Source organism: Paraglaciecola sp. (genome assembly GCF_039964565.1).
In the GTDB taxonomy this organism is placed as follows: Bacteria; Pseudomonadota; Gammaproteobacteria; order Enterobacterales; family Alteromonadaceae; genus Paraglaciecola.
Map to the genome: position 1 here is coordinate 342,811 of NZ_JBDVXF010000028.1, position 13,400 is coordinate 356,210.

The window sequence follows — 13,400 nt, forward strand, 5'->3', positions numbered from 1 at the left end:
ATAAGCTTAGCTTAGTTCTTCTTAGCTATCTAACGTGCAGGTCGGATATGAATTATCAGAAAATACTCGCGGTTATTGAACCAGAACTCTCTTCTCAAAAGTCTTTAGCTAGAGCGATTGAAATAGCTCGGATGAATGGTGCTAGCATTACTGCATTCTTAACTATCTATGATTTTTCATATGAAATGACCACCATGTTATCCATGGATGAACGTGAAAATATGCGCCAGGCTGTAATAGATGATAGAACGGATTGGTTAGTTAATTTAGTTTCTGAGAATTTTGGTAATCAAGGTGTAAGTATTGATGTAAAAATTGTTTGGCATAATAGGCCTTACGAAAGCATTATTTATGAAGTAATCGAACAAGGTTTTGATTTAATCGTTAAGGGTACTCAGCAGCATGATTCTTTAAAATCTGTCATATTTACACCTACCGACTGGCATATAATGCGTAAAGCACCAGTTCCAGTGTTACTCGTTAAGGAGCATGATTGGCCAATTGGTGGTCAAATTATTGCTGCAATTAACGTAGGTGTTGACGTTGAAGAACACGTTTCTTTAAATGAAGAAATAACCAAACAAGCTTTACATTTTGGGAAATTATTAACTTCAAACGTGCATTTAGTCAATTCGTATCCGGGCACCCCTGCCAATATTGTCATTGAAATTCCAGAGTTTGATCCGACTACTTATGATGAATCCGCTAGGCAACACCATGAACGCAGTATGCAAATACACAGTGAAAAACATCACATTAGCGATGACTGCTGTCATGTTCATATAGGCCTACCAGAAGATGTTATTCCCAAATTCGCCGAACAGTTAGATGCTGAATTGGTTGTGCTGGGAACCGTAGGTAGGCAAGGCATTTCTGCGGCATTGATAGGTAACACAGCCGAACATGTTATAGACAAACTTAATTGTGATGTTTTAGCAATAAAGCCTGAAGGTTTTGTCTCTCCTGTAAAATGTTAGGATTAAAATTCACACATTTTTTGTTTTTGGCTGAATATAACTTGGACTTTTTAAGTTCAAACCTATCCGTAGGTAACATGCTCTTCAATAAAGTGAGGTTTAGTTTAGAAAGGCGAAGTTTTTTCAGTATAATTGCGCAATAACTTTAACCGCCCTTTTCGCAAAACGATATATAAGCCGTATTCATGAATCATTTATCCAGTACTAATCAAAAACACTCTGCTAGCTTTACTAAATTGCAAAAACGTATCAGGCATAATACGGGTAAAGCGATCGCTGACTTTAATATGATCGAAGATGGCGACAAGGTAATGGTGTGTTTATCGGGTGGCAAGGATAGCTACACTATGTTGGATATATTATTACACATGCAAAAAGTGGCCCCGATATCTTTTAGCATAATTGCTGTTAACCTCGACCAGAAACAGCCTGGGTTTCCGGAACACGTGTTACCGCAATACCTCACGCAATTAGGTGTCGATTTTGAAGTTGTCGAAGAAGATACCTATTCAATTGTTATTGATAAAATACCGGAAGGTAAAACGACCTGTTCATTATGTTCCCGGCTTCGTCGTGGGATTTTGTATAAAACTGCAACACGCTTACAAGCAACTAAAATTGCTCTCGGCCATCATAGAGATGACATGTTAGAAACATTATTTTTAAACATGTTCAATGGCGGACAACTTAAAGCTATGCCACCAAAGTTAGTGAGTGATGATGGAAAACAGATAGTTATTCGCCCTTTAGCTTATTGCGCCGAAAAAGATATCGCTGAATATTCACAATTTTCGGAGTTTCCAATTATCCCCTGTAATTTATGCGGCTCCCAAGAAAACCTACAAAGAAAGGTAATTAAAGGCATGTTACAAGATTGGCAGCAACGGTTCCCTGGAAGAATTGAGTCTATGGCCAAAGCATTGCAGAATGTGGTTCCGTCACACCTAGCCGATAGTAGCCAATATGACTTCATCGGCTTAAAAACTCAAGCAGCGCCATTTGTAGATGGTGATATTGGGTTTGATCCTCCTGAGTTTGTTAATACTCCCGTCAATAAAAACCGTCATGCTGATTCACTCGACGTTACCAACATTTAGGACCCAAGACTACAATGAAAATAGGACTAGCACTAGGTAGTGGCGCAGCCCGTGGTTGGGCTCATATTGGCGTCATCCAAGCCTTAGAAGAAATGGGCATTCAAATAGATATTGTATCTGGTTGTTCTATTGGCTCTTATGTTGGAGCGGCTTATGCGTCTGGTAAATTACCAGAGTTAGCGCAGTGGGTTACAAGTCTTACGGAGTGGCAGGTCATAGCGTTAATGGGAGTGGGTTTCCATAAAGGAGGCTTAGTCAGTGGTCTTAAGGTGTTTAAAGCGCTACAAGACGATTTTAGTTATGATAACTTTGAGCAATTAAATAAACCATTTGCTGCCGTTGCTACAGATTTATACAGTGGCCGTGAAGTTAATTTTACCAGTGGTTCAGTAGTGGAAGCTGTAAAAGCCTCCTGCGCCATTCCAGGTCTTTTCCCACCGCTGTTATATAACAACCGTTGGCTAGTAGATGGCGGCGTGGTTAATCCTGTACCAGTCAATATGTGCAGAATGTTAGGTGCTGATATTGTCATTGCCGTTAATCTAAGCGCAGATTTTAGACCTCAATCCATCGTCAATAATCAAATCGATCATGGCAATAATCAAAAGAAAACCTCTGAGTTTTTTACACGTAGCAAACAGCAAATTAGGCAATGGTTTACCAAAGACGGTATTTCTAGTCAGGAAGACAATTCACCAAACTCTTCTGAAGATCAAGACTTCTTAGATATAATCGAACCAACCAACGTAGAAAACCAAAATACTGAAGGATTGCCAAACCAAACAGAAGTGCAAGTGCCTCCTGCCCCATCCATCATTAACGCGATGTCTGGGTCATTGGATATTTTGGCCGCTAGGGTGACTCGTTCCCGATTAGCAGGGGATCCTCCTGATATTCTAATTGAACCCCAACTGCGAGATTTTGGCATGATGGAGTTTTATCGAGCAACTGAACTTATAGAACATGGCCGCGCAAGTGTTCATAGAATTTCTGAACAAATTAAGTATCAATTAGCTTCTGAATAAGCGATATTTAATCAGTACGATTGACAGAGTCTTAGCTGCTCTTTAAGGTATGCAACTAAAATAAAATAAGGATTGAGAACCATGCCCATTCAAATAAGTTTTGAATTATCTGATAGTGACTTAGATCATTTTCGTACAATGATGAAAGCCGCTATGAACAAAGCCAGTGAGTATCCGCCGGCAGAAGTGTTAGAAAAAGCGCGTTTAGTTTGCGCTGAGATGGAAAAGGCAAACTTGCCGGATTTTGTGAAACATCGAATGGAATCGCTGGAGACCCTTATTTCTGCTTTAGAAGATCCTGAATGGCAAATGCCAGAAGATGAAAAGAATGAAATTTTAACCTCTCTAGCCTACTTTACTGAGCCAGAAGATCTAGTGCCCGACAATATTCCTGGGCTAGGTTATGTTGATGATGCAATCATGATTGAGTTGGTCATACAAGAGTTGTCACAAGACTTATCTGCCTACAGACAATTTTGTAGTTTTAGGCAAACTGAAGAAAACCGTAGAGGCGAAGAAGCAAACGTCAACCGCGATAGTTGGTTAGATAGTAAGCGGACTGAACTTCGTTCAAATATGCGACGCAGCCGCAGTAATGCGGGTGGTAGACGGTTGTTTTCGAGAAGAATGTAGAGGGTTAATTTTTATTTTTAGGGCAAATTCATTTTTGCCCTATTTTATATAATTCACCATTACTTTTTGACAATGGCGGTTATGCGTAACGGTTTTAGAGGTAATTCTAGACTTTTTTGTTGTGATAACCACGCTTTGTTTAAAGCAAGCCTTCCGTTTTCATCAGATAAACTTTGTAACTCATCGGGTAAGTCCACTTTTGCATCAAAATGAAAGAGTAGACCTTGTGATGAGGGCATCATAAACGACAAAAAACCACCCATCTCTTCAAAAAATGCCTGATATTGATTAAATAATAAGACTAAATCTTTGTGACTGTATTGAGCACGTAAGAAACTCGGTTTCGTTTCTAATTGCACTGACATATCACATTGGTTAGCTAGATCTTGCAGCTCAATTACCACCATTGCCTTGGCCATTTTGAGGATCTTATCTGTAGGTACAGTAAATCGACTATTGTTTTCGACCGTTAATGGCAAGTTTTGTTTTTGAGTGATTATTTGTGCTGAGTCAATATAGCAAAGCCTTGACTGAGCAATGTGTTGAAACCCAAAAGCGAACCGCAAAGCGTCGGTACTCGGATCATCAAGCTTTTTAACATGGCTATAAAAACTAGCGTATTCTACTGTTAAAGTGTTGGCAGTAACTTGTGTAGTTAACGCCCAACTCGCCCATATAAAAATTAATTTCTTCAACTTGCAGTATCCATATATTCTTTGTTGACTCGCAACATGCTTAACAACTCCTCAATGTATTCTTGTCCACGCTCTGAATAATTAGACAGCCCAACAGCTAAAGCTTTCGCTGTTACAGGTTTATCTTGTTTTCTTAGGTTTTGTCTAATTGACCGTAACTCTTTATATGCATAATGTCGGTTGAGATTACGAATGTAGGTCATCACAGCGTGAGATAAATTTCTAAACTTAGCGACTTCATGCACGGCTTCATTTTCACGCTGTTTCGGAACAAAACCACAACCTTCCTTGAAACACCATAGGCCAAAAAAGTTATAACCTTGTTGCGCAAACCTTGACACCCCCCAACCAGACTCATTCGCAGCTTGAACTAAAACTAGGGGTTCAGGAATGGTATCTACCCGTCTAATGAGGGATTCAAATGTTTGTTCTATCGTTAGCGATTTGTCTCCTGTAAAACGATATTTTTCAGCTAATACATCAAACACCTCTTGTTGCTGTTTAGTTAAATATTGTTGTTCGGCGTACACCTTTCGTAACGCAAAAACCATATTCCTTTCTTTGAGTACAATTTGATTTTGCCTTTGGATTTCAGGCTTTAGATAGGCAAAAAACGCGCGTTTTTTTGCTGTTACATTAGAGTAAGTTGAAAAATCAGGTACCGCCCTACTGCTGCTTTCTAATGGCGCAACATATAAGCGTTCAAGGCTAATTTTATCAAAGGTTTTAGTACTAAATTGCTGCAGAAAGACAATTAACAATAACGTGCCAAAAACAACAAAAAAAGGTAGTACAAAAAACCTAATAAAATTAGGCATGGAATATTGTCTCACTTTGGTTAGCTTCATTCGAAACACCTAACACTTTTACGCCAAACAACTCTCTGTACAATACTCCTTTCATATTCACGAAGAATGGAATAATCCAGATATATGCAAACCCTAAAGACAGTGCCCCTATAAATAAACAACAATAATAGGCTAAATAAAACAATGAAAGTGGCATCCAATATTTATGGAATACCTTCATTGATAGAATGACACATTGGCTCGGGGGTAAGCGTTTTTCAATCAACAACATAATCGAAAAACCAGTGGCTAGATTAACGTAAAATAACAATGCCAAACCAAATAGAACACTAATCTGAGAGCCAATGATTGAGCCGATATCTGACATTGCCGCCAGTAGAAGAGCTAATAAAATCACTAAAACCGAACCTAAAACATTTTTAAGGATGGATAGAAACCTTGGTTTTATGCCTACGCTATGGGAAATTCCCAACAAAAACATGGTGGCAATGATAGGAGTGGTGACAATTACACCTGCCACTTTTAATGTAATGATCATGTGTTGTGGCACCACATTTAAGTCTGTAATGCCTAATATAGACTGCATAATCCACGCGAATAAAATGGCGATGAAAAATAATAGCAACACCCCGTGCAATACTACTGATTTGGTAGTGCTCGATAAATTCCAAGCTTCTTTGGCAATCGCTTTTAGATCTAATTCGGTTTCGCCATTAAGAGACTTTTCAACGCTTCCACCTTTTATTTTAAATTGTTGTTCCACTTATACTCCTAAATGTAGGGGGTAGTTGCAGCGCACTATACAGGCATTACTAGTTTTATCGCTAACAAAATCAGTACAATCCCCATTACACGGTCAAACCAATAGCCTTTTTTGCCAATAAACCGAGTGACTTTTTTCGAACTTAAGAAAAAGGACAACACACAAAACCAAACGCCAGTAGCAAAAGCTAAGTACAATCCATAACCTAACTTGATAATATTAGGTGTTTCTGGTGATACTGCTACAGCAAATACAGACAAAAAGAACAAAGTGGCTTTAGGATTAAGACCATTAGTTAACACCCCTACTACAAAAGCTCTCTTGTCTGAAATCACTGAGTTTTGTTTATTTTCTTGTGTTTCAGCTAAACTATCTGGCGCTGGGCTCCGTATCGCCCCCCATCCTAAATAAAGCAAATAGGCTGCGGCAACGTAACTAAAAATTTGAAACAACACTGGTGTCGTTTTTATTAGAATTCCAATTCCTAATAATGAGTAAGCTACGTGAATTAGAATAGCCACTCCCACGCCAATACTTGTCATTATGGCTGCTCTTCGACCAAAACTAATACTGTGTTTTAATACGATAGCAAAATCAGGACCTGGACTAGCGACAGCCAATAGGTGAACACTAGCGATTGTTAAAAATTCTAACCAATATCGATTTACATATTCAGTCAATTTTAAAACCTTCTATTAAAGAGTCTACAAAATTAGATACAATCTCAGTAGCTGGGCCATAATGTTTTTCAGTAAAGGCGTTTTCCCCGGAGCTGGGTTCCAAATTTAGTTCAACAGAATGTGCTCCGGATTGATTAGCCAAATTAACAAAACCCGCTGCTGGATACACTGTGCCTGATGTACCTATAGATACAAATAAATTAGCCTCACTGAGCGTGTCTTCAATTTGTTGCATATATTTAGGCATTTCCCCGAACCACACAATATCTGGTCGCAAATAATTGGGTGGGGAACAACATTGGCAGCGGTTACTGCTGTCTAAATCGGTGCGTAAAGCGCTACTCTGACCTGAACCTAAACATCGAGCAGATAACAGATCACCATGCATATGCAACACATTTACGTTACCCGCTCTTTGATGTAAGTTATCAACGTTTTGAGTGATCAGTGTGAAATTATTTTTAAAACAACTTTCGAGTTTAGCTAAAGCGAGGTGCGCTCGATTAGGTTTGACTTCAGGACTAAGTAGTTGCCGTCTTCGTTGATTATAAAAACGATAGACTAATTCAGGGTTACGCCTAAACCCTTCGGGTGTTGCAACTTCCTCTACACTATGGTTTTCCCATAATCCGTTATTGTCTCTAAATGTTTTTAATCCGGATTCAGCGGAGATACCCGCTCCAGTAAGCACGACAATCTTTAGTTGTTGACCTTTGAAATCAACCAAACTATCTAACATAAGGCCATCGATTAGCTGCAAATAAAATTTTGATATGGGTCATCTGAACTTATTAAAGCTTTAATTTTGTAAGTGGTTTCTTGGGGCGCTATGTTATCAAATATCTCAGTTGCCGATTCGTTTTTTTAATATAAACGTTTTTCCAAAATTGATTACTTAATTAAGGTTACGAACGTGCGGTGCTGTCCAGCAAAACTACGGTTTAGTTTACAGCGGTTTCACTCCGCAACCTTTTAGAACAATAGTGGTAATTGAGTCTACTATCGCTTCGTAATTACTTTCATCCATTTCTTGGATATCCATTGCCGCTAAGACTTGAACGTTGAAATCTGCGTAGTGTTGTGTTGCTCCCCAAATTAAAAATAATAGATGATAAGGATTAATATCATCCATTAACTCCTGCTTGATCCAACCTTGAATCACATCAACTTTAGTTTGCACCCATACCTTAAAGTCATTGGATAGATAGTCATTTATTAAGGGGGCGCCATGTATGATTTCACTGGCAAAAATACGCGAGGCTTCGGGGTCTTCTCGAGAATACATGACTTTAGAGCGAATATAAGCCGATAACGCAACGTTAGGGTCATCATCTGGATTCAATGAATCAAATTTCGAGTTCCAAATGCTAACTATATCGTTTAGCAGTTCTTGGTATAATTCCTCTTTGTTATCAAAATAGTAATGAATATTAGCCCGAGGTATTTTCGCTCTTTCAGCGATACGTTTGATAGACGCCCCTTTATAGCCGAAGGTAACAAACTCTTGTTTTGCCGCATTAAGGATCAGGGCTTTATTTTTTCTACGAATATCGCCCACTTCTGATTTTTTGGTGCTCAAAACAGGATTTGCCATTAATCGATTATGCTTAACTTAAGCGCTTTACGCATCTTATGTAATAGCGGTTCGGTGTATCCGCTAGGTTGATGTTCACCCTCAAATATAAGGCCGAGTGCAGCCTGAAATGCAAAACTGTTATCAAAGTTAGGGGCCATGTTTGTGTAGGTATTGTCCTGTGCATTTTGCTGATCTACGATCACCGCCATGCGTTGTAACGTTTGTTTAATTTGTTCAGCGCTTAGTAAACCATGATGTAACCAGTTACAGATATGTTGACTGGAAATACGCAAGGTAGCTCTGTCTTCCATTCGTCCTACATTATGTATATCGGGAACTTTTGAACACCCTACTCCTTGATTAACCCAGCGCACTACATAACCCAATAACCCTTGCACATTGTTATCTAACTCTTCTTGGCGCGCTTGTTCGCTCAATTGTTCAAGATTTTTTAACAAAGGTATAGTTAACAGCGCGCTTAATTGCGCGTTATCGTCTCTAGATTGTGCTTCTAACAATATTCTGTCTTGAACATCCGAAACATTAACTTGATGATAATGCATTACATGCAATGTGGCCGCGGTTGGTGATGGCACCCAAGCACACGTTGCGCCGGATTTAGGATGGCCAATTTTGGTGTTAAGCATGGCCGCCATTTCATCTGGCGTTGCCCACATCCCCTTACCTATTTGCGCCTTACCTTTGAGTCCGGCCTTTAAACCAATTATGACATTTCTATTTTCATACGCAGTAATCCAACTCTCATTTTTCATTAATTCTTTCGGAACCATCGGTCCAGCTAACATACTAGTGTGAATCTCGTCTCCCGTTCTATCTAAGAATCCGGTGTTTATAAAGGCAACACGAGCGCTTGCTGCGCGGATACACTCTTTTAAATTAGCAGAGGTTCTGCGCTCTTCGTCCATAATCCCCATTTTGATGGTATTTTGTGCGAGACCTAAACATTCTTCGACTCTACTGAATAAGTCATTGGTAAACTGTACTTCTTCAGGACCATGCATTTTAGGTTTTACTATATATATACTGCCGCATTTGGAATTTACATATTTAGATGACCCAGTTAAGTCATGAAGCCCAATTAACGTGGTTATCAATGCATCCACTATACCTTCTGGTACTTCTTCATTATCAGTGGTTAGGATCGCGTCAGTGGTCATCAAGTGCCCCACGTTACGGATGAACTGCAAACTTCGACCAGGTAAACTCATGGCTTTCCCTTCACGCGTTGTATAACTGCGGTCTGAATTCAGTGTTCTGGTACTTTTTTTGCCACCTTTAGTGATAGTTTCTGCTAAATCTCCCTTCATCAATCCTAGCCAGTTAGCGTAAACCGCGGTTTTATCTAAAGCATCAACGGCGGCAATGGAATCTTCGCAATCTTGGATGGTGCTCAGGGCGGATTCTAAGATGAGGTCTTTTACGCCTGCGGCATCAGATTTTCCGATGACATGATTCGAATCAATTTGGATTTCGATATGCAATCCATTGTGGATACACAAAATCGCTTCCGGTTCCTGCATTGAGCCATTGAAGCCAACAAACTGGGTAGTGTCTTTTAGGGAAACGTGATCACCATTACTTAACTCAATGACTAGCTGTTGATCTTGAATCTCATATTTACATGAGTCAAGGTGACTTCCCTTTGAAAGTGGCAAGGTTTCATCCAAAAAATTTCGCGCAAATCTTTGTACTTTTTGGCCGCGAACTGGATTATAGCCAGATGATGTATTTTGGTCATTTGGCTCATCCACAATTACATCAGAGCCATACAAAGCGTCATACAAACTGCCCCACCTAGCATTCGCTGCGTTCAATGCAAAACGAGCATTCATCAATGGCACAACTAATTGCGGACCAGCAAGCAAAGCGACTTCAGGATCTACGTCTTTGGTGGTGATTTGAAAATCTTCTTGCTCAGCCACTAAGTAGCCAATATTTTTTAAAAACTGCTGGTACTTTTGTTGTGAAAATGGACGATTTTTTGCATCCAGGTGCCAATTATCGATTTGAGTTTGCAATGAGTCTCTAAATACTAACAATGCCTTGTTTCTAGGAATAAACTCGTTTAGAACATCAGCGACAGAAGTCCAAAAGTCTTGCTGCTTAATTGCTAAGCCAGGCAATACCTTTGTATTAACTAATTCATAAAGACAATCGGAAATTTTATACCCATGTTCTTCAATTCGTTTATTCATTGTTGTTCCTATATCTTTTCAAAAAATCCCACTGATAGGGCTATTGTTAACTAAAATCGTTTTGTTCAAGATTCAGCTATCACTATAGCGCCGTCTAAACTAACGACATCACAGTTTTCACCCTCTCCGCCGCGGTCTACTACGATAAAATCACTGACTTGGTGCAACGCCAAACAATAATGATGCCACGTGCCTTTGTGATAATTTACCCCTTGATTAGACGTGGCGATAAACACTTCGATTTTAGCAGTGTCCAAATCTCCTTTGGGAGCGACTACAACTAAATAAGGTTGTTGCCCCATAGGAATGAAAGCTTGGCTTGATAATGGGTGTCGTTCCATCATTTTAATGGCCACTGGCTGTTCTAAGGGTGTTGAACGAAAAATATTAATTAGAGTACGACCATTATTTTCGGTGACATCTACGGCTGCCAAATCATGATAACGTTGCGTGAATCCATCATTGATACTAAAGTTTTGAGCCTCGTTATTCACTTCTATCACATCACCAAACTTAGCAAAAGTTTCTCGCGTAAGTGCTTTAGGTACAAGTCGTTGGGTTGTCATCTGGCTTTTATCCCTTCTTAATTAACGGTGCAAGTTAGGCTTGCCAAAAATACGCATTCTTGAAATTCCACCATCAGGGTAAATGCTTAATTTAACATGGGTAAATTGCTGTAATTTCTCAGTTTTTATTTCACTAATAAATAGATGTTCTCTATGGGCATACAATTTAGTTTGAGGAATTATGGTTTGCCAATCTAACTCTGCGTTAGCGTCATTAAAGTCGTCATTGCTAGTGTTGATTCCCTGAAGCATAAAGGTGTCTGGAAAATTACCTTTAAAGTGACAAGTATCGATAATCACCTTTTCAATACTACCAAGCGCTGCCAACTTAACAATTGACCAATCTGGACCTGGATCCCGCCGACGTTTAGTTTCCCAACCATCTCCCATATCTTTACCACGGCCAGGCATGATCAAATTATTCTTATCGCTGAAAAACATATCACTGACTAATAGCGCTTTGGCACCATTTTTAATCGACGCAAGATCGATTAACTCACCTTCTACAAAATCATTCCAGTTGACATCAGCCTCACCGTACACTCTAAAGCGGGCAATACCTCCATCTGGAAACATATTCAGGCGCACATGAGTCCATGATTGTTCATTAGATATTTCAAATAAATTTTGACTATGGGCAGCGACTTCACTTTTATCCAATATTGTATGCCAAACTGTATTTACATCCGGTTGTTGAGAGCTTACACACGCTTCAACCGAAACCATTTGCGGAGCATTACCTCTAAAATAATTAGTATCGATGTCAAAACCGCGTATCACGCCACTGATGCCCAAACGAATAATGCACCAATCGAATTCGCGTCCATTGTCTCTGCCATAACTTCTCCGTGACTCCCAGCCATCCATCCACTTACCGCGTTCGGTATATTTATCATCGATAAAAATACCGCGACCAGATTTAAGTAAGTTTTCCATTTCTGCAAAAAAATCATCACTACAACTTAAGGTTTCGCCACCTACTCTTTCACTCGCCAAATCAACAAAATAGGTTTTCAATTTCAACTCTAATTCAGCATCTTTGCCTACTAGTTTGTTTTGTTGTTGAGTATTTTCTATCATTTACATCTCCTATTTCATCTTGGTGAGGGGCAATTTGGCTGTGGTGGATTGTAGAGTACGCGTGCATGTTATTATGAAAAACCTGACACAACTGTCAGGATGTCATTGTAATGGAATCCCTAAACTATGCAAAGGGAGATTGTAAATAATTAAAGAACCACAAAGTAATTTAAAAGCTATTACAGTGGTCTATTGCGGCAACGGTGAAGTTAACGCTTTTTAATCTACCAACATCCGATTAACTTACCCATAGTTTGGTTGTTCTCAATTCGTTGATGAGCTTTGCCTATGTCATTGACTGTGTATTCTGAATCGATGTTTGGGAATAATTGACCGCTATCGAAATCAGCCAAACAATCCTTTGAAAATTGTTGTATGAGGTGCGTTTTATATTGATCGCTTCTATTTCTCAATGTTGAGGCTTTAATTGTCGCTCGTTTTCCTAACATCAATGCCATATCGAGTTGATCTGCATAGCGACCCGCTAACATCGCCAAATAAACTATTTTACCATCTCGATTGAGTACTTTTAGATTCCTGTTTAGATAGTCACCGCCAACAAAATCCACCACTAGATCGCAGCCTTGCCAATACTTAGGAATTTCGACAGCAAAGTCTTGATTTTGATAGTTAATGGCAAGATCTGCGCCTAACTTTGTACATAAATCCAGTTTAGCTTGACTCGATGCCGTGACCGCCACCAAACAATCGATACGTTTAGCTAACTGAATAGCCGCAAGTCCGACACCACTGGCACCAGCATGAATTAATATATGCTGGTTGGGTTGTAAATCATTTTCAATAAAAAGCACTTGATAAGCCGTTAGAAAACACTCTGCTATACCCGCAGCTTGAATCATCGTTAATTCGGTAGGTACTAGCATTAAATGCTGAGTATTCACTGCGACATATTCTGCATAGCCTCCTCCAGCGACTAATCCAAAGACTTTATCATCAAGATTAAAGTGCACTGCGTCAGTTTGCTGCGGGTGAATTTTTACAATTGTGCCGCTAACCTCTAACCCCAAAATTTCACTTTCACCTGCTGGTGCTGGATATTTACCCTGTCGTTGCAGCGTATCGGCTCGATTTAAACCGAAGCAGGCTACTTTTAGTAAGACTTGATTAGGGCCTAGTTCTGGGATCTTGCTTCGTTCGATTTCTAGTGCCTCTGGCGCGCAACCATTTTGATGTTTTATGTACTGCATTGAAGTATTCAAAGTGTATGATCCTTTTTTGAAGCTGAATTTCTATTTAGCAAAACCGTCCCCTGATGTACAATT

14 protein-coding genes are annotated in these 13,400 nt (G+C 39.5%); 4 read left to right on the forward strand and 10 right to left on the reverse strand.

Annotation, left to right across the window (positions count from 1 at the left end; all coding sequences use genetic code 11):
- The first annotated feature begins 47 nt into the window (after positions 1 to 47).
- The 4 genes from uspE (at position 48) to ABJK37_RS12335 (ending at position 3,732) form a co-directional block, all read left to right on the forward strand.
- A complete protein-coding gene (gene uspE, locus ABJK37_RS12320; protein WP_348353991.1) occupies positions 48 to 977 on the forward strand; it encodes a universal stress protein UspE in 930 nt (309 codons plus the stop codon).
- 185 nt (positions 978 to 1,162) lie between these two features.
- The gene (gene ttcA / locus ABJK37_RS12325) at positions 1,163 to 2,074 is read left to right on the forward strand and encodes a tRNA 2-thiocytidine(32) synthetase TtcA (protein WP_348353994.1); all 912 of its coding nucleotides are present in this window, start codon (positions 1,163 to 1,165) and stop codon (positions 2,072 to 2,074) included.
- Positions 2,075 to 2,088: 14 nt separating this feature from the next.
- A complete protein-coding gene (locus ABJK37_RS12330) occupies positions 2,089 to 3,099 on the forward strand; it encodes a patatin-like phospholipase family protein (RefSeq protein ID WP_348353997.1) in 1,011 nt (336 codons plus the stop codon).
- A gap of 81 nt (positions 3,100 to 3,180) precedes the next feature.
- A complete protein-coding gene (locus ABJK37_RS12335) occupies positions 3,181 to 3,732 on the forward strand; it encodes a DUF1232 domain-containing protein (protein ID WP_215928106.1) in 552 nt (183 codons plus the stop codon).
- Positions 3,733 to 3,791: 59 nt separating this feature from the next.
- Here the strand turns inward: ABJK37_RS12335 and ABJK37_RS12340 are convergent, their stop codons facing one another.
- The 10 genes from ABJK37_RS12340 to ABJK37_RS12385 form a co-directional block, all read right to left on the reverse strand.
- The gene (locus ABJK37_RS12340; RefSeq protein ID WP_348354001.1) at positions 3,792 to 4,427 is read right to left on the reverse strand and encodes a DUF2987 domain-containing protein; all 636 of its coding nucleotides are present in this window, start codon (positions 4,425 to 4,427) and stop codon (positions 3,792 to 3,794) included.
- Complete coding sequence (locus tag ABJK37_RS12345) at positions 4,424 to 5,275, reverse strand: glucosaminidase domain-containing protein (protein ID WP_348354003.1); 852 nt, start codon at positions 5,273 to 5,275, stop codon at positions 4,424 to 4,426. Before ABJK37_RS12345 ends, ABJK37_RS12340 begins: the two co-directional genes overlap by 4 nt.
- Positions 5,238 to 5,999 (reverse strand): hypothetical protein, encoded by a 762-nt coding sequence (locus ABJK37_RS12350; protein ID WP_348354006.1) that lies wholly within the window; start codon positions 5,997 to 5,999, stop codon positions 5,238 to 5,240. The genes ABJK37_RS12345 and ABJK37_RS12350 overlap by 38 nt, the downstream gene beginning before the upstream one ends.
- A gap of 35 nt (positions 6,000 to 6,034) precedes the next feature.
- A complete protein-coding gene (locus ABJK37_RS12355; protein WP_348354009.1) occupies positions 6,035 to 6,679 on the reverse strand; it encodes a LysE family translocator in 645 nt (214 codons plus the stop codon).
- Positions 6,672 to 7,418: a Sir2 family NAD+-dependent deacetylase gene (gene cobB, locus ABJK37_RS12360; protein WP_348354012.1), complete on the reverse strand. Its 747-nt coding sequence runs from the start codon at positions 7,416 to 7,418 to the stop codon at positions 6,672 to 6,674. The genes ABJK37_RS12355 and cobB overlap by 8 nt, the downstream gene beginning before the upstream one ends.
- A 207-nt stretch (positions 7,419 to 7,625) precedes the next feature.
- Positions 7,626 to 8,273: a TetR/AcrR family transcriptional regulator gene (locus ABJK37_RS12365; RefSeq protein WP_348354015.1), complete on the reverse strand. Its 648-nt coding sequence runs from the start codon at positions 8,271 to 8,273 to the stop codon at positions 7,626 to 7,628.
- Positions 8,273 to 10,471 (reverse strand): malate synthase G, encoded by a 2,199-nt coding sequence (locus tag ABJK37_RS12370; RefSeq protein WP_348354018.1) that lies wholly within the window; start codon positions 10,469 to 10,471, stop codon positions 8,273 to 8,275. Before ABJK37_RS12370 ends, ABJK37_RS12365 begins: the two co-directional genes overlap by 1 nt.
- Before the next feature lie 65 nt (positions 10,472 to 10,536).
- A complete protein-coding gene (locus ABJK37_RS12375) occupies positions 10,537 to 11,037 on the reverse strand; it encodes an ureidoglycolate lyase (RefSeq protein WP_348354021.1) in 501 nt (166 codons plus the stop codon).
- 21 nt (positions 11,038 to 11,058) lie between these two features.
- A complete protein-coding gene (gene alc / locus ABJK37_RS12380) occupies positions 11,059 to 12,117 on the reverse strand; it encodes an allantoicase (RefSeq protein ID WP_348354023.1) in 1,059 nt (352 codons plus the stop codon).
- A 224-nt stretch (positions 12,118 to 12,341) separates the two neighbouring features.
- Positions 12,342 to 13,325 carry an NAD(P)H-quinone oxidoreductase gene (locus tag ABJK37_RS12385; protein WP_348354438.1) on the reverse strand — a complete coding sequence of 328 codons (984 nt, stop codon included), beginning with the start codon at positions 13,323 to 13,325 and terminating at the stop codon, positions 12,342 to 12,344.
- Positions 13,326 to 13,400: the final 75 nt, after the last annotated feature.

Excerpts from the sequence above, each read along its gene's own strand:
- ABJK37_RS12330 (WP_348353997.1), top strand. The coding sequence starts at position 2,089 with ATGAAAATAGGACTAGCACTAGGTAGTGGCGCAGCCCGTGGTTGGGCT.
- ttcA (WP_348353994.1), top strand. The coding sequence starts at position 1,163 with ATGAATCATTTATCCAGTACTAATCAAAAACACTCTGCTAGCTTTACT.
- cobB (WP_348354012.1), bottom strand. The coding sequence starts at position 7,418 with ATGTTAGATAGTTTGGTTGATTTCAAAGGTCAACAACTAAAGATTGTC.
- ABJK37_RS12375 (WP_348354021.1), bottom strand. The coding sequence starts at position 11,037 with ATGACAACCCAACGACTTGTACCTAAAGCACTTACGCGAGAAACTTTT.
- ABJK37_RS12370 (WP_348354018.1), bottom strand. The coding sequence starts at position 10,471 with ATGAATAAACGAATTGAAGAACATGGGTATAAAATTTCCGATTGTCTT.
- ABJK37_RS12385 (WP_348354438.1), bottom strand. The coding sequence starts at position 13,325 with ATGCAGTACATAAAACATCAAAATGGTTGCGCGCCAGAGGCACTAGAA.
- ABJK37_RS12365 (WP_348354015.1), bottom strand. The coding sequence starts at position 8,273 with ATGGCAAATCCTGTTTTGAGCACCAAAAAATCAGAAGTGGGCGATATT.
- alc (WP_348354023.1), bottom strand. The coding sequence starts at position 12,117 with ATGATAGAAAATACTCAACAACAAAACAAACTAGTAGGCAAAGATGCT.
- uspE (WP_348353991.1), top strand. The coding sequence starts at position 48 with ATGAATTATCAGAAAATACTCGCGGTTATTGAACCAGAACTCTCTTCT.
- ABJK37_RS12335 (WP_215928106.1), top strand. The coding sequence starts at position 3,181 with ATGCCCATTCAAATAAGTTTTGAATTATCTGATAGTGACTTAGATCAT.
- ABJK37_RS12345 (WP_348354003.1), bottom strand. The coding sequence starts at position 5,275 with ATGAAGCTAACCAAAGTGAGACAATATTCCATGCCTAATTTTATTAGG.